16 protein-coding genes are annotated in these 23,352 nt (G+C 39.8%); 14 read left to right on the top strand and 2 right to left on the bottom strand.

What is annotated here, in order from left to right; all coding sequences use genetic code 11:
• The first annotated feature begins 380 nt into the window (after positions 1-380).
• The 12 genes from I8J30_RS26505 (at position 381) to I8J30_RS26450 (ending at position 20,152) form a co-directional block, all read left to right on the top strand.
• Positions 381-1,622: a vWA domain-containing protein gene (locus I8J30_RS26505; RefSeq protein WP_210663289.1), complete on the top strand. Its 1,242-nt coding sequence runs from the start codon at positions 381-383 to the stop codon at positions 1,620-1,622.
• 374 nt (positions 1,623-1,996) lie between these two features.
• Positions 1,997-4,717: a PD-(D/E)XK nuclease family protein gene (locus I8J30_RS26500; RefSeq protein WP_210663287.1), complete on the top strand. Its 2,721-nt coding sequence runs from the start codon at positions 1,997-1,999 to the stop codon at positions 4,715-4,717.
• Positions 4,710-7,931, top strand: a complete 3,222-nt coding sequence (locus I8J30_RS26495; RefSeq protein ID WP_210663285.1) for a UvrD-helicase domain-containing protein — start codon at positions 4,710-4,712, stop codon at positions 7,929-7,931. The genes I8J30_RS26500 and I8J30_RS26495 overlap by 8 nt, the downstream gene beginning before the upstream one ends.
• A 137-nt stretch (positions 7,932-8,068) precedes the next feature.
• Positions 8,069-10,870, top strand: coding sequence for a Z1 domain-containing protein (locus tag I8J30_RS34105; protein WP_210663284.1), 2,802 nt, complete (start codon positions 8,069-8,071; stop codon positions 10,868-10,870).
• The gene (locus I8J30_RS26485; protein WP_210663282.1) at positions 10,867-12,981 is read left to right on the top strand and encodes a hypothetical protein; all 2,115 of its coding nucleotides are present in this window, start codon (positions 10,867-10,869) and stop codon (positions 12,979-12,981) included. The genes I8J30_RS34105 and I8J30_RS26485 overlap by 4 nt, the downstream gene beginning before the upstream one ends.
• Positions 12,978-13,922, top strand: a complete 945-nt coding sequence (locus I8J30_RS26480; RefSeq protein WP_210663280.1) for a hypothetical protein — start codon at positions 12,978-12,980, stop codon at positions 13,920-13,922. The genes I8J30_RS26485 and I8J30_RS26480 overlap by 4 nt, the downstream gene beginning before the upstream one ends.
• A 12-nt stretch (positions 13,923-13,934) precedes the next feature.
• Positions 13,935-14,618, top strand: a complete 684-nt coding sequence (locus tag I8J30_RS26475) for a DUF6339 family protein (protein WP_210663277.1) — start codon at positions 13,935-13,937, stop codon at positions 14,616-14,618.
• Positions 14,611-15,981 (top strand): DNA cytosine methyltransferase, encoded by a 1,371-nt coding sequence (locus I8J30_RS26470; RefSeq protein WP_240548396.1) that lies wholly within the window; start codon positions 14,611-14,613, stop codon positions 15,979-15,981. Before I8J30_RS26475 ends, I8J30_RS26470 begins: the two co-directional genes overlap by 8 nt.
• A 13-nt stretch (positions 15,982-15,994) precedes the next feature.
• Entirely contained in the window at positions 15,995-16,918 is a 924-nt protein-coding gene (locus I8J30_RS26465; protein ID WP_210663273.1) for a PD-(D/E)XK motif protein, read from the top strand.
• Positions 16,919-17,009: 91 nt separating this feature from the next.
• Entirely contained in the window at positions 17,010-18,227 is a 1,218-nt protein-coding gene (locus tag I8J30_RS26460; protein WP_210663272.1) for an HpaII family restriction endonuclease, read from the top strand.
• Between the two features lie 54 nt (positions 18,228-18,281).
• On the top strand, positions 18,282-19,034 hold the full coding sequence (locus I8J30_RS26455; protein ID WP_210663270.1) for a hypothetical protein: 753 nt from the start codon (positions 18,282-18,284) through the stop codon (positions 19,032-19,034).
• Between the two features lie 41 nt (positions 19,035-19,075).
• Positions 19,076-20,152 (top strand): HpaII family restriction endonuclease, encoded by a 1,077-nt coding sequence (locus tag I8J30_RS26450; RefSeq protein ID WP_210663268.1) that lies wholly within the window; start codon positions 19,076-19,078, stop codon positions 20,150-20,152.
• A 54-nt stretch (positions 20,153-20,206) separates the two neighbouring features.
• Here I8J30_RS26450 and dcm read toward each other — a convergent pair whose 3' ends face one another.
• Both dcm and I8J30_RS26440 read right to left on the bottom strand, forming a co-directional pair.
• Positions 20,207-21,385 (bottom strand): DNA (cytosine-5-)-methyltransferase, encoded by a 1,179-nt coding sequence (gene dcm, locus I8J30_RS26445; RefSeq protein WP_210663266.1) that lies wholly within the window; start codon positions 21,383-21,385, stop codon positions 20,207-20,209.
• Entirely contained in the window at positions 21,382-21,825 is a 444-nt protein-coding gene (locus I8J30_RS26440; protein WP_210663264.1) for a very short patch repair endonuclease, read from the bottom strand. Before I8J30_RS26440 ends, dcm begins: the two co-directional genes overlap by 4 nt.
• 228 nt (positions 21,826-22,053) lie before the next feature.
• Here I8J30_RS26440 and I8J30_RS26435 point away from each other — a divergent pair, with 228 nt between their 5' ends.
• Both I8J30_RS26435 and I8J30_RS26430 read left to right on the top strand, forming a co-directional pair.
• Entirely contained in the window at positions 22,054-22,497 is a 444-nt protein-coding gene (locus I8J30_RS26435; protein WP_210663262.1) for a zinc-ribbon domain-containing protein, read from the top strand.
• A gap of 295 nt (positions 22,498-22,792) precedes the next feature.
• Entirely contained in the window at positions 22,793-23,074 is a 282-nt protein-coding gene (locus I8J30_RS26430) for a hypothetical protein (protein ID WP_210663260.1), read from the top strand.
• Positions 23,075-23,352 lie beyond the last annotated feature (278 nt).

Below are 23,352 nucleotides of genomic sequence, written 5' to 3'. Positions count from 1 at the left end.
TGAGATGGATTAGCGAAAATATTTAAGTGGGGGAATGAGTGAGATGAAGCTGCATTTGACCAATCATGCCTTTGATCGTTTCCGCGAATGGGGAAATGTACTTGAACTGGACTTCAAATGCTTTCAAAAGCAACTTAGAAGTGAAGCGAAACGTAATCTTTTGTTTTCTTGAATGGAAAGGCAAACCGGTTATTTACCTCCATCAAGCTTATTGGCGCTATGAAATGGATGCAAGAAAGCAGGAAGTTACGTTAATTACTTGCCTTGGTATCCTTGAATTTATTAGTTTCAACTCATTTTCAAGGCAAGAATCATTTAGGAACAATCGGTTTACAAGAAAGTTTGCCTACTAATTCTGATATTAACTGGAGGAACTCTTAGTGAAACAAACAGTATTATTTAACCATGCATGGAGCAGTTCGTATCTACCGGTTGGCGGAGCAGAGAAAGTATATCTACTTATAGAAGCGAAGGGTAACGCACCTTCTCAGACGAATCGGGCACCGATTAATCTATCTCTTGTACTTGATCGAAGTGGATCTATGGACGGCGAGCCGCTCACATTCAGCAAGAAGGCTTGCCAATTTGTTACTGACCAGATGGATGGCGGGGATCGACTTAGTCTGGTAGCGTTTGACGATGAAGTACACACTGTATTTGCCCCATCGAAGGTTATGCATAAAGAAGTAATGAAAAAGAAGATCGAATCTATCCAGACCGGCGGCAGTACGAATTTAAGCGGCGGATTGATCGAAGGAGCGCAGTATGTCCGGAAAAGCGCACAGGAAGGCATTGTAAACCGTGTCATTCTCCTGTCTGATGGGCATGCAAACCAAGGTATCACTAAGAGGGACAAGCTGGCTGCTATAGCAGCAGAATACCGTTCCTTAGGTGTTGGCATTACAGCAATGGGAGTAGGTGATGGCTTCGATGAGGAGCTAATGGAGGCGATCGCAGAGCATGGCGGCGGGAACTTCTACTACATTGATAAGCCGGATCATATCCCCTCTATCTTCGAACAAGAGCTTCAAGGCTTGCTTAACGTAGTATCTCAAAATATGAAGCTGACGCTGCAGACAACTGACTCGACTCGAATTACAGGTATTTATGGTCATAAATTCGAGCAATACCTAGGTGAGTATACCGTACTTGTCGGCGATCTTTATCATGAGGAAGTGAAGTCGATTCTAGTGGAACTGAGCCTTGATCCACATACGCAAGGTATGCATCCGGTGCTGCTGTTAAACTGGGAATACGTCGATGTATCGGAAGGAGCAGCGGCTTGCTCATATAGCTGCGAAGTTCATGCGGAGTTTACGAATAATCTTCAGCTGTTGAATCTTCCCGGTAATGTTGATGTACAGAAGCGGGTTCAACTGACCCAATCAGCCAGAGTAATTGAAGCTGCAATGGAGGCTTTCGACAGCGGGAATATGCAGGGTGGTCAGGAGATGCTGAAACAACAGGCTGATCAAATGCTGGCTATGTCCGTGCAGCTAGGTGCTCCGATCTTAGCGGAAGAATCTGAGAAGTTATACAACCGTCTTGAAAATTTTACTTATTCGAGCCGTACTCGTAAAGAACTGCATGAGCAAAAATACCGCCAAATGAAGCGTCGTTAATCAAACAGTAATAGAAGAAGCATATTCCATATCTTGGAGTGTGCTTCATTTCTTTTATTTACAGCTTCGAACATATATTCGCTGTCATCATTATGTCGTTAACGGTGCGTAAGATGGATTTAACGGAAGAAATGGGGATAACAAGGAGAATGATAGATGATCGCGAAATTATTTAAGTGGTCTTTTAGACGGATAGAGGTAACTTAGGAACTAATAGCAGCTAAGGCGGTGTAAGTCATATGAATCAATCTTGGATGACAAATATATATAAGATCTGTAAGGAGAATCTCTTTTGTCGGAAAATCATCCTGGTTGATCGGTATGAGCAAGGCGAACAATGGTTGAATCGGATCTGCAGGGAACATGGTCCGATTATGAATACAGAAATTGAAACGATTAAATCTTTAATTACGAAACGATCGAAGCAGGAGTTAGTAAAGCAGGAGATTACATTACTGAGTGGTGATCAAACCTTCTGGCTTATTAATAATTTGATGCTGGAGATTGCGCAGCATTATTCGGAATACCTTCCCGTGGAAATGATAACGTCTGGTATCGTGCAGAGTTTTCATGATGCCATTCAGGAGCTTAGAGAGGCTGATCTTCGGTCATCTGAATTAACTGTCGAACAGTTTGAAAGTAAGCAAAAAGGTTTGTATATGCTGGAGCTTCTATCTGCATATGAGAACCGGTTAAAAGATGGCAAGTTCACCGATTTTGCCGGGCTGCTTTCCTATTTGCCTGTAAGCAGTGGTGTTGAAGATGAATTAATTATTACTAGAGATGCCGGAGCAGCGCACTCCTATATAGAACGAGAGATGCTGGATCGAGTTGCAGGGCCGCGTTTGCATGTTATTCAAGAAGAATCACGATTCCCGGAATCGCTCTACATACAATTGAGTACGAAACCTGAAATATTTCAAGCAGCAGGCAGTATGGCTGAAGTTCGTGAAGTGCTGCGAAGGGTATGCAGTCACGAGATACCATTTGATAACGTTGAAGTAATCCTCTCTGATTACAACCTATATAACACGGTCGTGCATAACATATCGCAGTCTTTAGACATACCCTGTACATTCTCGAAAGGGTTATCTGCTACGTTCACACAAGTGGGCAAAGCTGCGCTTGCTTATCTGGAGTGGCTGGCTCGTAACTATGATGTGGACTGCATGCTGAATGCGCTTAGGCATGGTTTTATATCATTTTGGCAGGACGAGAGCTCGGTTTCATCGATCGCGATCATTCGCTGTCTGGAACAAAGCGGTATTGGCTGGGGGAGAGCGCGATATGCGGTTTTGCAGTCAGTAGAAGGAGAAGATGGAACAGGCGCAGATAATGCTGCTCTAAGAGAGTTGAATGCTATTTTTAGCGATTTGTTTACTGCCCTGCCGGAAGAAGAGAACTGGAAACCGCTTATCGTACTTAGAGGGTTGATTCAATTTCTGGATCGTTGTACAGCACCTGTTAGCGTGGAGGATGCTGCGGTGCTCGCGGTATTACGTGAACAAGCGGATTGCTTGGCCGCTGTTAATCCGCAGACAGTAAGCAGTGAGAGTGCCATTCGTTATGTAAAGGAAATTGTAACGGGCATAAACATTCGCAGTAACAGTCCCAGAAGCGGACATATCTACATATCTTCCTTGCAGGATGGAGGAGATTCCGGTCGGGCGCATACTTTTATGATTGGAATGAATGAGTCTGCATGGTCGGTCCAGACGAGGCAGGATCCGGCACTGTTTGATATGGAGCGGGCAAACATGGGGCGCTTATTGACTTCGGTAGAACGAGCTGAAGAGAGAGTACTGGAAAGAAATAGCCGCTTAGGTCATATTAGCAGTCATGTCACGTTTAGTTTCTGTTCTTATGATCCATTTGATCAGAAAGAAGAGCATGCAGCGTTTGAACTGCTTCAGGTTTGCCGCGAAGTTTCGGGAAATCAGTTAATGGATTTCACGGCTATGAAAAGTTATTTAGGCAAACCCGTTGGTTATTTACCTGGTCAAGGTGACGGGTCTTCTCATGAGTTGGATAGTTCGGACCGCTGGTTGGGCCGGCTAACTGAGGGTGGCAGACTAAGCAATGGTACATCTTCGCTGCTTCATTCGTATCGGTTTGCATCCAAGGCATACCACGATTCGACGCTGGGCGGGAATGGTTCCGGTCAAGATGGAATACTGGATATGAGCACGTTTACCATTCAGTATAGAGGAAATTCGGAAGCTTATTTGAGCGTGACACAACTGGAACGGTATGCAGAGTGCCCGCGGAGATTCTTCTACTCATCCATACTGAAAATTCGTGAAAAGGATACGGCCGTATTCGACCGTTCACAATGGTTGGGACCTGCGGATCGGGGAAGTTTGCTGCACCGCATCTTTTATCTTTATTTAAAAGAAGCGATCTCGCTGACGGACAGTGGTGAACCTCGTCATGATCGCACGCTATTAATGAAAATAACGAAGGAAACTATTCAGGAGTATCAGGTTATGGTGCCGCCGCCGAGCCTGCATATTTTTCATAAGGAATCTGAGGCTATCCGGAAGGATGTCGAAGTGTTTTATAAAGTCGAGCTGGAGCGGATGACCAAACCGCGGTATTTTGAGCTGGAGCTGGAAGAAGAAGGCGGACCGCTGACGGTAGAGTTAGAGAATGGACTCGTAATTCGACTGAAGGGGTTCGTGGATCGGGTAGATGAAATCCGCCCACATCATTATAAGATTTTTGATTACAAGACGGGAAGACCGAGCAAATACGATGAGAACGACTACTTCGCTCAAGGCACGCAGTTGCAGCACGCTCTGTATGCTGTGGCTGTTGAACAATGGTTAAGAACCAAAGGCATTGATGTGAATGCGCAGGTCGTGGAGTCGGCCTATTATTTTCCCACTGAACGGGGGAAAGGCGAGGAAGTGTCCCGAATCCAGGACAGACGAGCGGAATTATCTAAGCTGCTGAGCAGCATGCTTCATAATATTGAATCCGGCGTATTTGTTCCTACTACTGAAGTGAGCAATTGCAAATGGTGTGATTATCGAGAGGTTTGCAGTAATGAAACGGCCTTGATTGAGGTCAGGGGGGCAGCTAATTATGCATAGTGATCAAGTGGCAAGGGATCGCATTGTACAGGATTTGGACACAACATTCCTAGTTGAAGCTGGTGCCGGGTCCGGTAAGACAACTTCACTTGTAGGCAGGATGATCGCCCTTATCGAGAACGGAAAAGCCACTGCCGATCAGATTGCAGCAATTACGTTTACACGTAAAGCGGCAGATGAACTTAAGAATCGGTTTCGATTGGAGCTTGAGAAGAAGCTAAGTACAGTGACTAATGAAATAGCGGTCGTAAACCTTCGCCAAGCGCTGAAGACCATTGACCGCTGCTATATTGGTACGATTCATTCCTTCTGCGGCAGGCTCCTGCGCGAACGTCCTATAGAGGCGAAGCTTGATCCTATGTTTCAAGAGATAGAGGAGCAGGAGGCATTGGCATTCCGGGACCTTTGTTGGGATGAGTATTTACTACAGCTAAACGAATCCGGGCAGGAGCAGGAAATACAAACTCTGGAGTCGCTGCAGGTCTCAGTAGAGGACCTCAAGCATGTTTATAACCGAGTCTCTTTGTATACCGATGTTCACATCGAATTACAAGTTATGCTACGACCGGATTTTGATCTTATTCGTCTCTCCTTGCCTCCGATGATAGATGAAGCTTTCGCCTATCTGCCAATCTTAAAGCCGGAGAAAGGCTGGGATAGACTTCAGCAGATGATTCGGAACGGCAGAAGGATGATCCAATTGTACGGGGTAAAAGATGACATCCGCATTCTGAATCTGGGGCTTCTATTTGAACGAGAAGTGGCTGCAACCTTAAATCGCTGGACGGATAAAGATATGGCGAAGCAGTTTAAGGTGGCCTTTCAAGAGTGGCAATTCCGAGTCCTAAATCCCTTTCTGCGAGCATGGCGTGAGCATCTGTATCCACAAGTAATTACGTTTGTCATGCCGGCAATTCAATATTGCGCCCGTAGACGCAATGAGCTGGGATTGCTGGACTTCCAGGATTTATTGATGCGTGCGACATCGCTTCTTCGTGAACATAAGGAAGTGCGATCATTCTTCACTAATCGTTACACCAGATTATTTGTGGATGAATTTCAGGATACAGACCCGATTCAGGCAGAGCTCATGTTTCTGCTCACAGGCGATAATCCGACGGAGTCGAACTGGCGTAACGTGACTCCGAAGCCCGGCTCATTGTTCGTAGTAGGGGATCCGAAACAGTCTATTTACCGGTTCCGCAGAGCAGATATCTCTACCTATAATGCGGTGAAAAATAAGATAGCAGCCCATGGTGAAGTATTGCAGCTGAGTTCAAACTTTCGATCTGTGCATGCTATTGGTCAGTTTGTTAACTATGATTTCAATTCTCGATTCCCACGGACAGAATCCGAGCATCAGGCAGCTTTTGTCCAAATGGAAACTAAGTTAACTAATCCGAAAAGTAACCTTGGTGCACAGTACGGTATACAAACATTAACGGTCCCGAAGCTGCAAGGTGGTAAAGCTGTTATCGCTGATGCGGATGCGGATTGGGTTACCCGATATATCGCTTGGGCTTGTGCGGGGAATTTGAAGATTCAAGAAAGAGATCGATCTGGTGAGATTGGTTTAAGACCCGCGGTTCCGGGAGATTTTCTCATTCTGCATAAGCGCAGGGAGTTTCTACACTTATATGCACAGAAGCTGGAAGGCTACGGCATACCTGCAGTAACGGCGGGTAGCTCGACGCTATATGAGGAAATTATTAGTTTAGCTGCCCTTGCCAAGAGTCTGAATGATTCGGATGATCGAATCGCCCTTCTCGCTGTGCTGCGGGGGTTGTTCTTCGGTGTGAGTGATAATGCTCTGTTCCATTATAAAATGGAAGGTTTCCCGGTATCGTATACTTTTCTTCCGGATCGTTCTGCTGTATCAGAGACAGCCATGCCGGTATATGAAGCATTGGAACAACTGTCTGTTTATTTGCGGAAGATGAGATCGATGTCAGCATTGTCGGCGCTTATGTTTATCATCGATGATTTGGGATTAATTCCGCTTGCTGCAATGGGGAAAAGTGGCTCGAATCGGGCCGGCACGTTGATTAAATTACTTTACCTTCTGCAACGAGAAGAAATGGCCACTGCAAGTTGGCCGGAGCTTTGCGCGTATGTAGTACATATTGCTGAAGAAGCTTCAGTAGAAGCTGAAGATTTATACGCAGGCCAACACGAGGCTGTTCGAATTATGAATTTGCATAAGGCCAAGGGACTGGAAGCCCACGTCGTTTTCCTCGCTTGTCCTTGCGGTGAATCGGATCACGATGCTTCTGAGCATATTAATCGCTCCGGTGAATCTGTTAAGGGCTACTTTAACATTACACGCAAAACAGGATATCAGAACGATGTTATTGCTCATCCTCCGGGCTGGATTGAGCTAGCGGAGCGAGAGCGTTTGTATATGAATGCAGAGAAGGAACGGCTACTTTATGTAGCTGCTACTCGTGCGAAACAGCTTCTTGTCATAAGCAGGTACCCTGATCGGCCGGCGGTAGATCCTTGGAGTGCGTTTGAGAGCAGTCTCCGGGATGCGAAGGAGATCGAAGATGTACAGGTACGCGAGATTACATCGCCTGTATATGATGTGAGGCACGATGAATTAGAGGATGCCAGGAGTGGTCGGCAACAACGCGAAGCTCTTGCGGTTCCATCGTACCGAGTTGCATCCGTTACTGAGATCGCCAAAAGTGCCGGTGTTCAGCCGCCGCGTCCGCTAGCAGGGCGGGGAATGGCATTTGGAAGTACCGTTCATCGCTGCATTGAGCTTCTTGGTGCTGGTAGAACGCCAGAGGAACTTGGGATAGATATAAGAGCCATTGCAGCTGAAGAAGGACTGGTAGAGTCACTAATTGTAGATGTTATGTCGATGCTAGAGGATGTTAGGCAGCATAAGATTTGGAAGAGGGGATTGGCTGCTAAGCGGAGGATCCATGAACTGCCTTTCCGAACACGAATGGAGAAGGTGGCAGGGGATGAGTCGACAGTACATACTCTTCTTAAGGGAGTTATTGATTACTTGTTCGAAGAGGAAGATGGCTGGGTCATCGTTGATTTTAAAACAGACGTCTATGAAGATGGTCAACTGGGTGCTTTTGTGGATTTTTATAGACCACAAGTTAAGGCTTATGCGGATGAATTATTGCGGGCGTTTGGAATTCAGGTGAAGGAAGCGGGATTGTGGTTTTTGCATGGGAATGAGTATGTAAGAATCTAACGTCCACAATAAGTATATTTAATGTATAAAATACTAAAAAAGAAATTTTTTCCTTTAGCTTAAGCGTATAGAAATTGGTAAAATAGTCCTGTAAGAAGTGAAGAATGAACTATAAAATCATGGCCAGGGGGATGCTCGTGATTAATATAAACTTGCCGGTGTATGATCGTTGCAGAAAATGGATAGGTGAAGCAAGGGAATTAGGACATGAATGGGAAGCAATAAGATGTGCTTTACGGCCAAACGAAGCAGGTATTAATGAGTTTTTAAAACAACAAACATCTACAAATTTTTGGCCAAATACTTTGAATAAGGAAGTATGGTATGAACTAGTAGACTCGGAAATAGAAGCTGAAATTAAAAGTCTATCAGTTGAAATAAAAGACAGAAAAGCTGTATTAGTTGATGATCGACTTGATACTGATGTATCGCTACCAACGGGAGAAAGGTCTTCTTGGCAATTGTATAGATGTCACTTGATAGATTCAGGTTTCAAGAAAGAATCCGTAGATGAAATAGAACAAGCAACTTTAGGAGTTTTAAAACGCCTCAATATCAATACTATGGAAACAGGGCCGATAAAAGGTCTTGTAATAGGGCATGTGCAATCCGGAAAAACCGCAAATATGGCTGCACTAATGGCAATGGCTGCCGACTGGGGATGGAACTTATTTGTAGTATTGTCCGGAACTATTGAGAATTTAAGGAAACAGACGCAGAGCAGGTTATTTAGGGACTTAAATCGAGATGGCAATTTAAATTGGTTGGGTCTGGAGCATCTCTCCAAAAGAAGTCCTTTAGGACAAAAAGCTCAAAATTTGAGGTTGGAAGACAGTTCAAATATGCGGTACTTTACAGTCTGCTTAAAAAATTCCGGTCGACTAAAGAATTTAATCGAATGGATGCAGTATGATCCACACAAACATAAGCAAATGAAAGTAATTGTAATTGATGATGAGGCAGATCAAGCCAGTGTGAACACGGCGGATATTAACACAAGTGAAAGGAAACAAATTAATAAACTTATTGTTAATTTAGTAGAGGGTAACACCTTCAAGGGAGATTCTTGTAATACCAAAGTCAAATCGATGAATTACATCAGTTACACAGCAACACCTTACGCGAATTTTTTAAATGAGTCTGCGCCTGAATCGCTCTATCCAAGTAATTTCATTAGAAGTCTTCAGCCTTCCAATGAATACTTCGGTCCCAGACAAATTTTTGGTATTGAAGGAACGGATGACTGTGACGGTCTCAACATAGTTCATGATATAAGTGAGGAAGAATACGAAGAGTTACAGTGCTTACATAATGGAGACTCTGATACTATACCGAAAAGTATGCAGGATTCAATTTGTTGGTTTCTGTGCTCGGCGTCAGCAATGCGGGTTTGGGGTCATTCAAAACCAATCAGTATGCTCGTCCACACCAGCCAAAAACAACAACATCATAAACAAGTTTCTGATGCGATCAGAAGTTGGATATCCACAATTGATCGAAATATTCTGATTAGTAAATGCAAATCGATTTGGATGACGGAAAGAGATATATTGACAATTGATTCATTCCGAGAAACGTATCCCGAATACGGAAGGACGAATGAAGAGCTGAACGATTATCCCGAATTTACGGAAATTGTTTCGCATATTGAAGTATTACTTGAGGAGATCACCCACATCCCCTTAGGTGAAGATAGTGAGTTTCAGTATCATGCAGGAATTCATTTGTGTGTAGATAATTGTGCTAACAACGGTATAACTGAAGAGGGTATGTTCGTTCGTCTTGCCTATCCGGATCCGGAGAAAGTGCAGCCGAAACCGGCGCCTGTTTTCATCATTGTCGGGGGTAGTACTCTGTCAAGGGGATTAACCATTGAGGGCTTAGTCAGTACCTATTTCCTACGTTCCACTTGTCAAGCTGACTCTCTCATGCAAATGGGCAGATGGTTTGGATACCGGAGAGGATATGAGTTATTGCCTCGAATTTGGATGACGCAGGACACTATAGATAAATTCAAGTTTTTAGCCGCTCTCGAAATGGAGTTAAGGCAGGATTTGGTGCGCTACATGATAGCGGCAGTAGACCCCAAGGAATATGGTCCGCGAGTGAAAAATACCCCCAAAGCTTCCTGGCTTAGGATTACGGCTAAAAACAGAATGCAGAGTGCAAAAGAAATAGAAATGGATTTTACCGGTACCAGCAGCGAAACATTCCTATTTGATAATGATGCACAGAAATTAAAGAAAAACATTGATATTACAGAAACTTTTATTGATAGTTTAGGGCGTTATAAGTTTAAAAAAAATTCTTCATTTATATGGGAAGGTGTAGAATTTTCCAAGATATACGATAAATTGTTACAACCATTTGAATTTAATCAAAATTCAAGAACTTTTAAAAAACCGGCACTGGAGATGTTTGCTGACTGGGTTAAGAATGTCAGTATTCACGAAAAGCTTCAAGCTTGGAATATTATAGTTGCCGGTTTAGGGAATTCCGAAAATGAAGAATGGCAGTGGAAAATCGCAAATGGCTCCGTCGGGAAAGTTAATCGTTCCAGAAAAATGGGGGTTGATGACAGCGTAATAAATATCGGTGTATTAAGGGATCCGAAAGATTTGCTGGCAGATGTGCAGATTGACATGTTGTCTAAAGAAACAAGAGAGAAGTTGGCAATCTCCAAATCCACAATTGATATAGAGCAAATTAGGTCTGAAGCAGGCCTCGGTAGGACACCTCAATTAATAATTTATCGTATTTCAAAAGACTCGACTGCTCGAGAAAACAATTCCAGTAATAGGGTAAATTTAAATGCTGTTGAAGACATTATTGGATTGTGTATAGTAATTCCAGGCGGAAAATCACGAGGAGTAAAGTCCCAAGCACTGACTATTAAATTAAACCGTAAGGTGAATGAAGTTTGGAGAGAAGAAGAATGAGAATAGAGGTTGCACAACATGCAAGAATGTCTGAAAGAGGGAGCTCCCTGTTAAGATTAATACAGAATAATGATATGCCCCTTTTAGATTTATTAATAAGAGAAAGTGTTCAAAACAGTTTGGACGCAGCAACTTCAATGGGATCCGAGCCTGTAGATATTTCCTTTCAAATAAGGGATTTCAATTCGTCGGAGCTTAATCAGGTTTTAGAAGGTATTCAAGAAAACTTAAATCAAAAGTTTCCTGATAACAAATATCAGCTGTTGGAAATTAAAGACTCTAACACAACCGGGCTAACGGGTCCATTGCATTATAATGATGTAATTGATAATCAGTTTGGTAATCTCCTGAAATTGATTTACGAGATTAGTATGCCTCAGCAAAAAGAAGGTGCAGGAGGCTCTTGGGGACTTGGAAAAACCGTTTATTTTAGAATGGGGATTGGACTGGTTTTTTATTATAGCAGAATTATCGATGAATATGGAGGATATTCCTCCAGATTGGCTGCCTGCCTTGTTGAGGATGAGAGAAAAGAAGATGCACTCATCAATTTTAACGACGGAAAACCTAAAAGAGGGATTGCCTGGTGGGGGCAGGAGGCGGATGAGACGAGTACAATGCCTCTGACAAACGAGCAAGAGATTGCTGAAATACTACGCATATTTAACGCAGAGCCATACCGTGATAACGAAACCGGAACTACAATTATAATACCATATATTAATGAAGAATCCTTACTGGAAGGAATACTTCCTTCCGGTGGCATAACGGAGAAAGATGAGACTGTTCCAAAACCTTGGTGGACAAAATCCGTCCATCATTATTTGCAGGTAGCTTTGCAAAGATGGTATGGCCCACGACTTGCAAATGAAAAATTTCAATATGGGAAATGGCTGCGTGCTATTGTCGGTAAACAGGAAATTAAGAAGGAAAATATGTTGCCACTGTTTAAAGCTGCACAGGCCTTGTATAATCGCACACCACTTACTAGAAAAGTGCAGGAAGGCAACGACTTTCTACAAGATGCTGATGTGAGTGTTGAAAAAGTCGGTTTGCGTAATATATTTAACGGAGATACCGGTGCCGGTTACATCTCCTTTGTTAAACTATCAAGAGAACAATTATTGATGGGTTATCCGGATAATCATCTGAGTCCGTTTATTCAAGCCAATAAATTTGATGTTGAAATGGAATATAATCCTCCTATTGTAATGTATGTGCGAAAACCAGGCATGATCGTAGGATATGAGGCTTCAGGTGCTTGGACCGAAGGGGTTCCTAAAACAGCTAAGGATGAGTTTATACTTGGTCTCTTTGTAGCTAACTCCACAAACACACTAAAGGATTTACCGGAAACAATGACGGTTGAAGAGTATATTCGCAAAAGTGAAAAAGCAGATCATACATCATGGACTGATTGGAATATCGGTCCATTTAATCCATTAATCGTTTCTAAGGTGCAAAGACAAGTACGTAAGTATATTTCAGCTAAATATTCAGTAAAAGAATCTGAGAATCAGTCAAAGAGAAACATCGGACTGGGTAAAGCCCTTGCACAAATTCTGCTTCCACCGGAAAACTTCGGTTCTAAAGCTACCGGGAACAAAAACACGGCGGTCGGTGGGGCGGGTGGTAAACAAAAGGGGCATGGACAATTATCTCTAGAACAACCTAAATTTGAAAATGGACTGATCAAAGTCGATTTTGAACTCAACTGTGGCAATAAAAATGATGTTTTTGAAATTCAGCTTCAAGTTCTTTCAGAGCTTGGTGGAATCGAAGCTGTAAATTGGGAAAGTGAGGAGGTTATTGGAGGACAATTTCCAATGATAATGGAACGGATTAGTATCAATCGGATACAAATCGGCAGAAAGACACAGTCAACACAACCGGAAGAGTTTTATATTGATGAACAAAAAGATAATGACTTGTGTCAAAATATACAGCTGACGACCTTGAAAACTGCACGATTTGGGACACCTTTCGGTGCTCGTATTAAGGTTCGAGATAAGAGTGGCATAAAAATGAATGGCTCAGCTATATTTTCTGGTAAGGATGATAAGATCCAAGCTGGGATAATTCTGGTGCAAGGTGAAGGTGAAATGGAATGAGTACTGCATTGAATTTATTTCCTGTTCTATCCGATGAGTTAATGGTGAAGATCGGCTTCGAAGCCGGGAACTATGAATTTAAATATCATATTAATGGGCTAGAGCATCCACTTACTTCTAGTTCGTATGATACTCAAGCAAGGTTAGATAACATACAAATTTCTGATGAAAGAAGCGAGTGGACGCCTGACATACATGATCTCAGTATTAAAAGAACATATACCATAAATAATCCAGTCTTTTTATTTGGAGTAAACGGGATTGTGGCTGAAGATGCAGAGATCGGGATAGCCTTGATGTGGGCATCAAAAACATCCAATCAAAGAGGCGTCAAAGTTATTGGAGGAATCAGAAAGAACAGTGGTGGAATTGTTTTTGATTTTGAAACTGTGTTTCCTCCCGGTCAATTAAAAGGAAGTATGGGGTTTGAAACTATTCTTTTTTTGAAGGAACCCGGTTTGCGTAAAGATACTGAAAGGCATCTGGCTAATAGCACCGGTATTACATTAGGTTCATTAGATATATGTCATATTATTATTGATGGGAATGGATCTGTCTTTCCAATCGTAGAAGTCGAAGAAAAATCGCAGCCTCTTTGGTGGGTGAAATGCGATTGGACAGATCCAATGGGAGATAGATTTGAAGAGGAGAATGTAAGAATTTGCATAAATAAAGCTCATCCGAATTATAGCTTACTTAAATTAGAGGATGGATTTAAGGAGTCGCCACTTCTTATTGATATTATTGCCAGTGCCCTGCAAATTATCATACAAAAGGTTAAAGAGAGTGAATTCTGGAATGAGATTGTTTCAGGACAGAATTTTGAAAGTGGCAGCGTAGCTGAGGCAATCAATTATTTTCTAAATACTTTTAATTGGAATCCATATTCTCCTGAAGATTTGGCACTTTCAATCAGAAGAGATTTTGACTCCAGAATATAAGAGGGGATAATTATGAAATGGAAAACGTTAAGTAAGGCAGAAGCAGAAGTCCAGATGAAAACGTGGTTTGAACAACAATCAGATCAGTTCGATAATGATTATTCAGCTGTTAGAAGCAGTTTGCAAAACGCGCTTAAATCAGCAGCATTTGATTTGAATTTAGATAGAACTAAAATTCAATCGGCCGGCTACGAATTCGATTTATTATTTGGCATTAAATTATACGAAGTGCTCACTAAGGAGTTTAAAATGAATCCCAGACTTGCTTCAAATGATGGGATTTGGAGATATTTATCTATCAAAGTAATCCCGGATATTGTTGCTTTAAGATGGGGGAATAACCCCGATCGATTTTGGAAGAAGAATTGGAGGATATGGTTAAAGATTCTTTGGTGGTACATATATCTTTCTTGGCAAGGTGACACAGAGAAAACATTTAAAGTATTAGAAAACAATACTTCAGATGAGATTTCACAATTGGTTGAAAGATCAGGATCATCCGGTTACCGAGTAGAACTCTGTCGGGAAATCATGAGCTATTACAGCTTTATTGCGGTGGATAAGCAGAAAAGAAATCAGAAAATCTTTAAGCGCGCAATGAAACTAAATACAGCTCGCGCTAAAGTTATTGAGCCGTCTTTGTTTAGTGGTGGAGAGCGGCAGTATGTTAAGGAGTTGTTTGAGTATTTTGGTTAGTGAGAACGTAAAAAATGAGTTGCCTGTAGTTATTGATTTGTTTTCAGGATGTGGTGGATTGGCTTTTGGTTTTAAATCCGCGGGCTATAAAATTCTGCATGGTGTTGAAATTATGAAAGCGGCGATTAATACCGCATCTTACAATTTATACTGGAGAGATGGTCTTGATGCAAAGCATCATTGGGGGGATATTACTGAACTAAATCCTGAATTATTCAAAAAAGATATTGGTGAATCCGGCTGTATTGTAATTGGAGGCCCACCATGTCAAGCATATTCGCAGATTGGAAGAGCTAAGTTAAAATCACTAGGTGAAGATAGAAAACATACAAATGACAGCAGAGGATTTTTGTTTCAAGATTTTTTAAGATTTGCATTGGAGCTGGATGCTAGGGCAATTGTAATGGAAAATGTACCTGAAGCTGTTGATTATGGTGGATTAAATGTACCGCAGCATGTATGCGATATCTTAGAAGAAAACAATTATCAAGCTTGCTGGACAATTCTGAATGCTGCCGATTTCGGAGTCCCACAGGTGAGAGAGCGGATATTTGTGTTTGCCGTGAAAAAAAACGTTACTACCCAAACACTCAATCTACCTACACCTACTCATAGTTCCCAAGATAGTAAAGCTGTACAAGGTCAGTTGAGGCGAAAGAAAATATTTGAAAGTAAGAGTTTTAGGATACCAAATATAGCTGATTCAAATCTCCCTAATTGGGTAACAGTCAGAGATGCTGTTTCCGATCTACCTTCTCTGTTTCCTACAGCGAAAAGTAAATATCACCTGTATAAACCTAATATTCAGTTATTTTATAACAGCGAGGCAAGTACTGATTATCAGCGTTTAATGAGAAATTGGTTTGGCAGAGGACAGAAGTCTGTAACCGGTCACGGTTATAGAAGGACTGAAAGAGACTTTCCCATCTTCGAGAGAATGAGACCAGGGGATGATTATAGAGACGCTTCTATCATCGCGGAGGAGATGCTGGATGAAGTTTGTAGAGCAGAATCAGTTGATAGAAATCTTGATGTCGGTATATACGAAAATCTACGACAAAGTATTGTTCCTCCCTATGATAGAGAGAAATTCCATACGAAGTGGAAAAAAATGCCGCCGGATAAACCTGCACATACATTAGTAGCACATTTAAGTACAGATACTTACAGTCATCTACATCCGTGGGAGCCAAGAGGGATTTCTGTGAGAGAGGCGGCGAGATTGCAGTCATTCCCGGATGGATTTTTATTTCAGTGCAACATGGGAGATGCTTTTAAGCAAATTGGAAATGCTGTTCCGCCTTTACTGTCGAAAGCTATAGCACTTGCAATGAGAAAAAATCTCTTGAATTATGATGAATAAAGGCGGAATACAGATGGATGTATTATCGGAAATACGAAAATACTTCGCGGAAGTGAAAAACGATAGAGCCATGAAGATAACTTCACTCGAAGATAATTTTCCAGCGTGGGTGTTGAAACATGATGGCTGGTATGGCGTTGGTATACCTCTACTCGATCCAAATTTACTAATATCCGAAAAGTTTTCAAATGTAAAACTTTGGTCGCAGAATATTACTATAGGCGATAAGGAAATTCCTCTATTGCTATTAACTTCTACTGCAGAATCTTTGAGGTTAGAATTTTCATCGGTTTGTGCTCAATTTATTGATCCAGGAATAAACGGATTTGAAAGAGAACGACTAATTGCTAATCCCACCGAATGGTGGGGGAAGTGGAAAATGTTACTTGGTAATTCGGTGCAGGAAAAGTCTGTATACAGTATTTTGGGGGAAATGTTAGCTTTTGAACAGTTAATCATTGAAGGAAAGACCCCTATATGGTCAGCGTTAACCCAATCGACACATGATATTGAGACAGAGACAGGCAGCTATGAAGTTAAGTCAACTATTGTTCGATACGGCGCTACTGTAACAATTAATAGCCAATTTCAATTGCAATTGCAACAAACTGCTGGGACAGAGTTGAAATTAATTTTCTGCAGATTTGAGCAATCTGAAATTGGCATATCCGTATCTGATGTTGTAGAAAGACTAGCATCCAGAGGGATCGACAAAAAACAACTTAATCTTGGATTAGAAAAGTATGACCTAGAGGAAGGTTGTAGTGCTAGAAATGAGAAGTATAAGCTTCTAGAGATTAGGAAATATAGTATAGACAATTCCTTTCCTTCAATTACTGCAAATTCATTTGTGGATTCTAAAATACCCGAGGCTATTAGAGAAATTAATTATAAGATTGACTTAATTGGTATAAGCTATGAAAACTGGGTACTATAGCATCATATTACTTTATCGATATTCATTTAATTAATCTATAATTAGAGTAAGGTGGTTATTATGAACATGAAGTTTAATGGGGAGACTCAATATGACCATACAAAAATATAATAAAGGTGAGTGGAGTGAAACATATGCTCTATTGAAGTTACTAGCTGATGGCATTTTGCGTGCTGCGGATGCTGACTTAAATGCAATTCCACATCTATATTATCCGTTAATTAATATATTAAGGTATGAAAAAAAAGCTAAGTTTAAATATGAATACGACAATAACACTTATGATGCGAGTGACAATATTATTATTCTTGATGAGAATTGGGTTGGCATTTCTATACCGATTCAAGAATTCAAAGATAAATCTCTGAAACTTTTTGATGAAATTAAAAAAGCGAAGTCAACAACTTTCCCTGTAAGCACTGAGATAGATAATTTTCTGAAGTCCATCAACGTGACAAGGAAAGCAGAACAATCAACACATAAAAGAGATATCACTATTGTAGTTCACGATGAAGTCACGGGACATTCACCTGAGTTAGGGTTTAGTATCAAATCAAAACTTGGTTCTGCTGCGACACTTCTTAATGCCGGTAATACCACCAATTTTATATATAAACTAGAAGGTGATTTGTCATTAACAGATAGTGAAATTAAAGAAATAAACATTGATCATGAAAAAACGAAAAAATTAAGGAAAAAAGGTCAAGTATCAAAGGAGAGTATTGCGGACAGAGAAAAATATGGATATGAGCCATTTGACAGCCTGCGAAATACCAGTGATCTTATTAGAGATTTGGAATGTAGGGGATTTAAATTGAAATTTATCAAACCTGAAAATGAAATTTTTAATAGTAACTTAGAATTATTTGATAGTAGCTTTCCATTTCTGTTCTCTGAAATATTATATTATATCGTTTCGAAACAGTGTGGAAAGAAGATGACTGAGATTTTTATGTACTTAGAGAAGAAAAATCCATTGAATTATAACTTGAAAAATAAACATCCTATGTATAGCTATAAAATAAAAAACTTTCTAATTGATACTTCCCTGGGGTTAATGCCTGGTAAGGTATGGAAAGGTACATATGATGCAAATGGTGGATATATTATTGTAAAAGCTGATGGTGAATTAGTCTGTTACCATATTTATAATAGGAATGAATTTCAAGATTATCTGGTTGAAAATACTTATTTGGATCAAGGTTCTAGATTTAAACATGGTTTTGGCTTTGTTTATAGAAAAGATAGTGAACTTTATATAAATCTTAATTTGCAAATACGCTTTATAAAAAATTCTTCAGTTAGATAATCTCTCAGAAAAGTAGTTCTCAAAGTGTTAGCGATAAAATACCAGGGGGTATACATGAACAAAGGTGAACGAAGTGAGCTTATTATTAAATTAGTTCTTATTCATATAAGAGATAATAATTCGAGTACTGGTCCTATAAGTTCAATAAGTAGCGTGGGGCTTAATGGTGAATATAAATCACTGCCCCCTAATTTCAATTTAAATAAGCTAAGAGAATATAAAAATGATCAGTTATTTAAGTTATGTAACAAAATAGGAGTTATAAAAGCGCCATCCAGATCAAAGAGTGATGTTTATATTAACGGTAAGGGATACTCAGTCAAATCTTTGGCATCAGCTCCTCCAGCTTTGGTGAATCATACTACAAGACCTGGTTTTGAGAGGATTTGTAAACTTACGGGTGTAGATATCTTGCACATAGATAAATTAATAAATAATTACTGGGAATTAAGGATAAATAAAGAAATTAGTGAAGATATTCACAACAAAAACGATAAATCGCCATTTGTTGGTGAGAGAAAATTGTTGGAGCCTGTATTAAATTATTTTTTATTTGAGGGTACCGGTAAATATAAATCTAATTTTCCAGCTGATTATATACTGGATTATAGAGATCCGTTAGATGCTATGACTTGGAGAGTATTGGATAGGAATACTGCATTGAATAATTTTTGGAATAAATTAATCTTCAGTATAAGAGTCAAAGGTATGCCTAAAAATTTCAAGAATAATGAGAGCATAGTTAAATGGACTAGAGAAGTTAATTTTAAGGAAAGTGGTGCGCTGCATATTAGGTCAGGTGTTTAGATGTGTGAGACAATAGACCAGAACTAAGAGGTGATTCTGAAATGTACTCAGGCAACAAAGGTGAATGGAGCGAAATATATGTTTTTTTGAAGCTGCTTTCTGAAGGGAAGTTGTACGCAGCTGATGAGAACTTGAACAAAATTGAGGATAATTTCTATCCTGTATTGAAAGTTATTCGCCAAGATACACGAGGGGAATTTGAGTACGTAAGAGACAGGGAAATTCGAGTTGTAGATAAAATTAATAATAATGTTGTTCGTGAATCTTCAGACTATGAATATGCACAGCAATCCAAACAACTGATAAATCAGATTAAAAAGCATGAAGGAACATTTAATGTAGCTGAGGTAGAAAGCTTTCTTAATTCCATTGGTGTTACGAATCTGAAAGCGAAGTCATCTGATAAAAGTGATATCAAAGTAGTGGTTCATGACTATATCACAGGACATCAACCTACACTAGGATTTAGTATTAAATCAAAGTTAGGCAGTGCTTCGACTTTGTTGAATGCAGGGAAAACAACTAACTTTATATTTAAGATTGATTCGTCTTTGTCAGACTCACAAATATCTGCAATCAATAACATAGATTCTAGATCAAAAATTAAGGATAGACTAAAAGCGATTTATGATGCAGGCTGTAACTTATCCTATTATGGTATGGAAAACAGTGTGTTTGAACTAAATCTTCAACTAATTGATAGTAAACTACCGGATATTTTAGGCAGGATGCTAGTGCATTATTATGGCGGTGAGGGGATACTGTTAAATAAGTTAACCGCAATAATAGAGAGAGAAAATCCGTGTGATTTTAATACAGAATACAGCCATCTGTTTTATAAATATAAAATTCAAAACTTCTTAACTGACATTGCATTGGGAATGACTCCATCAACGGTTTGGAATGGCAAGTATGACGCAACAGGTGGTTACATAATTGTTAAAGAAGATGGCGAGGTTGTTTGTTATCATATTTACAATCGAAATGAATTTCAACAATATTTAATAAATAACACCAGATTTGATACAGCAAGCAGTTCACGACATGGATTTGGAACAATTTATAAAGAGAATGACGATGCATACATTAAGCTTAACCTGCAGGTAAGATTTAATTAACTAGGATAAATAAGAAATATCCCCTCAGTATCGGATGAATACTGAGGGGATATTTTAATTGTTGGTATAAGCAGCAGCTACTTGTTGTTCAGATATATTAGGTGGAATTTGCAATGCCTTCTGATATTCTGATTCCAAGTAGTTCAAGTTTTCTTTCAGAGTTTTTGCTAATTCTTTAATTACAGGAATTGTCACGGAATTTCCAAACTGTTTATAGAGCTGAGCTCTGCTCATCGTAGGAGGGAAGTCCTCTTTGGTGAAAGTGTCATCACCGATAAAACCTTGCAATTTTCCCCATTCCCATTCTGTCATCATTCGTATTCCGTCTGTATTTATAGCTGACTTCTTCCCTTTTACAATCTTTCCGCTATGTTCGGGATTGTGTTGGCGTATTAGATTTCGTTCTTTCCCTGATCCCCCGGTAGCAAGTAAAGCATTAGATACATGTGGACCGGTACCATCATTGATAATGATATAACCATATCCGTTACCTTTACCTTTATGTCTGTCTCTGTGTTTTTGTAATGTATCGAAGTATCCACTGGCTAGATAATACTCTTCTGTAACGCTGGGTTCCAAAATTTCACTTAATGTGGTCTGTATGGAGTTGTTTGTTTTGGGTAATTCTGTAACCGGGAGAGAGTCATAGAATGCCCCATATCGTTCATTATCAAATCCCATGATATAAACTCTTGGACGATTTTGTGGGACTCCGAAATGTTTTGAATTCAGCAGAAAATCTTTGGGGTTAAAAGAAGGTTCTCCATTGTCATTTATTGATACACCAATAATTTTATAATTTAGAGCAAATGTTAATGTTTCAATAATTGTTTGAAAGGTTTGTCCTTTTTTGTGGCGCAGCAGCCCTTCAACATTTTCTAACAGAAATGCTTTTGGTCTCTTTGCTTCTATAGTCTCGACAATATTGAAAAAAAGTGTACCACGTATTTTATCTTTAAATCCTTCTTTTTTTCCTGCAATACTAAATGCTTGACACGGAAATCCTCCTAATAATACATCGAATTCTTCAAGCTCTCTGATTTTTGTTAAGTATTCAGGGCTTGTAACATCATAGAAAATATGATCATCAGGTTCATTGAAGAGTTTTTTGTATGTGATTTGAGCGTATTTATCAATTTCAGCGGAAAGTACATTTTCAAAGGAACCGACAAGCTCAAAGCCCTTTCTTATTCCGCCGATTCCGGCGAACAAATCAATTGTTTTATAAGTCATATATTCTTCTCCTTTGTCATTGCAGATCTTACCCTTATAACTGTCTGTTCTATAATATCGGCACACTGTTTGAAATTTTGTTTAATTTCTTTACCCCAAAATCTAATCACAGTCCAGCCTAGTTCGGCAAGTGTATTATTAACAATAATATCTCTTTGCATGTTGCCTTCAATTTTCTTAATCCAAAACTCGGCATTGGATTTGAATTCTTTTTTTTTGTCATCCCCCCAATTGTAACCATGCCAAAATTCACTGTCACAGAAAATGGCGATCTTTAACCCGGGAAATGCTATATCAGGTTTACCGATAATACCGGAAATGTTTTTCCTATATCGTAACCCTCGTCTCCATAATTCTTTTCTTAGCAGGAGTTCAATTTTAGAATCTTTGTGTTTAACTTGTTTCATATTGTAACTTATTTGCTCTGAAGTTTTTATCATAGTGACTCCTGAATACCTTAATTATACACGAATGTATGTTCTTATTCAAACTACGTTGGAGTTTATATTACAATTAATATAACATCTTCAAATCAGGGTTTCCATGCATGTTATTCTTATCTAGACTGGTGCTATATGGGAGACGAGTTTATTGATAATTCAAACTTTTATTTGTTATAGTTTTGCTGAAGAATTTTATTATTGAAAAGATGATTGAGGTTAACAGATATGAATGAAAAAACAAAACCAAAGAAGTTGTCAGATATAAATAAGCCTTTCGTAGGTGAGTGGAACTTTGCCAAGAACTATGATTTGTCCCCATCTGATTTGACGCCACAATCTAATAAGAAGGTTTGGTGGTTATGTTCTAACGGACATGAATGGGAAGCAATAGTTCAGCGTAGATATCTAGGTGACAAGTGTCCTTATTGTAGTGGGAAAAAGGCGACACCTGAGACTTGCTTACAGACAGTAAATCCTCAGCTTGCTTTAGAATGGCATAAAACCAAGAATTTTAATCTAACACCTAGAGATGTTCTTCCTAAGTCATACAAAAGAGTGTGGTGGGAATGTCAACACGGACATGAATGGGAAACAAGAATTGATCATAGAAGTAGTGGCTCGGGGTGCCCATTTTGTAAAAATAAAAAGAAAATTAAGCAAGTCAAGTGAGGGTTTCAATCCATATCGTTAGTCTGTTCTCAAAATATACTTATCAGTTAAGTAGGGGCTGAAATTACGAAAATTCCAGCGAGAGCAGGTACTGAAGAAAAGCTGTATGTAAAATTCACGGTCGAATTCGCCGTTTGCGTTAGCATCGACGACATGGGCGTGTGAAGGTCTGGCTCTATCGTGAGCAAGTTGATTTGGCAAGCAAAGTTGAGGCAATTTTAGAAACTGAGTAGTTTTACTGCCGCCTAAGTGGTTGTGAAAATGTACTGAATTACTAAAAATGGAGTGTGGTTAGATGTCATTAAATCGGAACTGGATTCCTGTTTATTTAAAAAGGAATGGCCTTCCTCATAGAGATTTTGCTAGTATTCAGGAATGCTTTAGATTTCTTTCCACATGGAGTGAATTAAAAGATTGTAGAAAGAATCAAATTTATGACATTATTAATGCTGGATTAGATGATGATACACCTTACGGGGAATACACATTCCATACGACCTATGAGCATGTACAAGCTAGAGCGAATCGTAAAACGAGAAGAAAGAACTTGATCACAGATGACTTTAGCCATAGCTGAGATTTGGGGAATTTAAATATACGAGATATTTTAATTTTACCAATCCCCAGAAGCCCAGGCGTATTCAACGCCTGGGCTTTTGTTATACCAATCTCCCAACCGATTCGACGAGATGCATTACAAACATCGCCCCTAAAACCCCCTCACTAAGTATCCATTTCTTAACATAAGCCCAGTTCTCATCAAGACAATAATACCCTCGTAAAGGAGAAGATTACCTTATAGGAACTCCATTCCATCAGTCGTATGATAAGACTAGCCCACAATAGGCAGAGTAT

Source organism: Paenibacillus lignilyticus (genome assembly GCF_017942085.1).
Classification (GTDB): Bacteria; Bacillota; Bacilli; order Paenibacillales; family Paenibacillaceae; genus Paenibacillus_Z; species Paenibacillus_Z lignilyticus.
Note: the sequence above shows the minus strand (reverse complement) of the source record. Positions and strands in the feature narration are given on the sequence as shown.

Excerpts from the sequence above, each read along its gene's own strand:
- I8J30_RS26480 (WP_210663280.1), top strand. The coding sequence starts at position 12,978 with ATGAGTACTGCATTGAATTTATTTCCTGTTCTATCCGATGAGTTAATG.
- I8J30_RS26460 (WP_210663272.1), top strand. The coding sequence starts at position 17,010 with ATGACCATACAAAAATATAATAAAGGTGAGTGGAGTGAAACATATGCT.
- I8J30_RS26440 (WP_210663264.1), bottom strand. The coding sequence starts at position 21,825 with ATGATAAAAACTTCAGAGCAAATAAGTTACAATATGAAACAAGTTAAA.
- I8J30_RS26495 (WP_210663285.1), top strand. The coding sequence starts at position 4,710 with ATGCATAGTGATCAAGTGGCAAGGGATCGCATTGTACAGGATTTGGAC.
- dcm (WP_210663266.1), bottom strand. The coding sequence starts at position 21,385 with ATGACTTATAAAACAATTGATTTGTTCGCCGGAATCGGCGGAATAAGA.
- I8J30_RS26465 (WP_210663273.1), top strand. The coding sequence starts at position 15,995 with ATGGATGTATTATCGGAAATACGAAAATACTTCGCGGAAGTGAAAAAC.
- I8J30_RS26430 (WP_210663260.1), top strand. The coding sequence starts at position 22,793 with ATGTCATTAAATCGGAACTGGATTCCTGTTTATTTAAAAAGGAATGGC.
- I8J30_RS26435 (WP_210663262.1), top strand. The coding sequence starts at position 22,054 with ATGAATGAAAAAACAAAACCAAAGAAGTTGTCAGATATAAATAAGCCT.
- I8J30_RS26485 (WP_210663282.1), top strand. The coding sequence starts at position 10,867 with ATGAGAATAGAGGTTGCACAACATGCAAGAATGTCTGAAAGAGGGAGC.
- I8J30_RS26475 (WP_210663277.1), top strand. The coding sequence starts at position 13,935 with ATGAAATGGAAAACGTTAAGTAAGGCAGAAGCAGAAGTCCAGATGAAA.
- I8J30_RS26455 (WP_210663270.1), top strand. The coding sequence starts at position 18,282 with ATGAACAAAGGTGAACGAAGTGAGCTTATTATTAAATTAGTTCTTATT.
- I8J30_RS26500 (WP_210663287.1), top strand. The coding sequence starts at position 1,997 with ATGAATACAGAAATTGAAACGATTAAATCTTTAATTACGAAACGATCG.
- I8J30_RS26450 (WP_210663268.1), top strand. The coding sequence starts at position 19,076 with ATGTACTCAGGCAACAAAGGTGAATGGAGCGAAATATATGTTTTTTTG.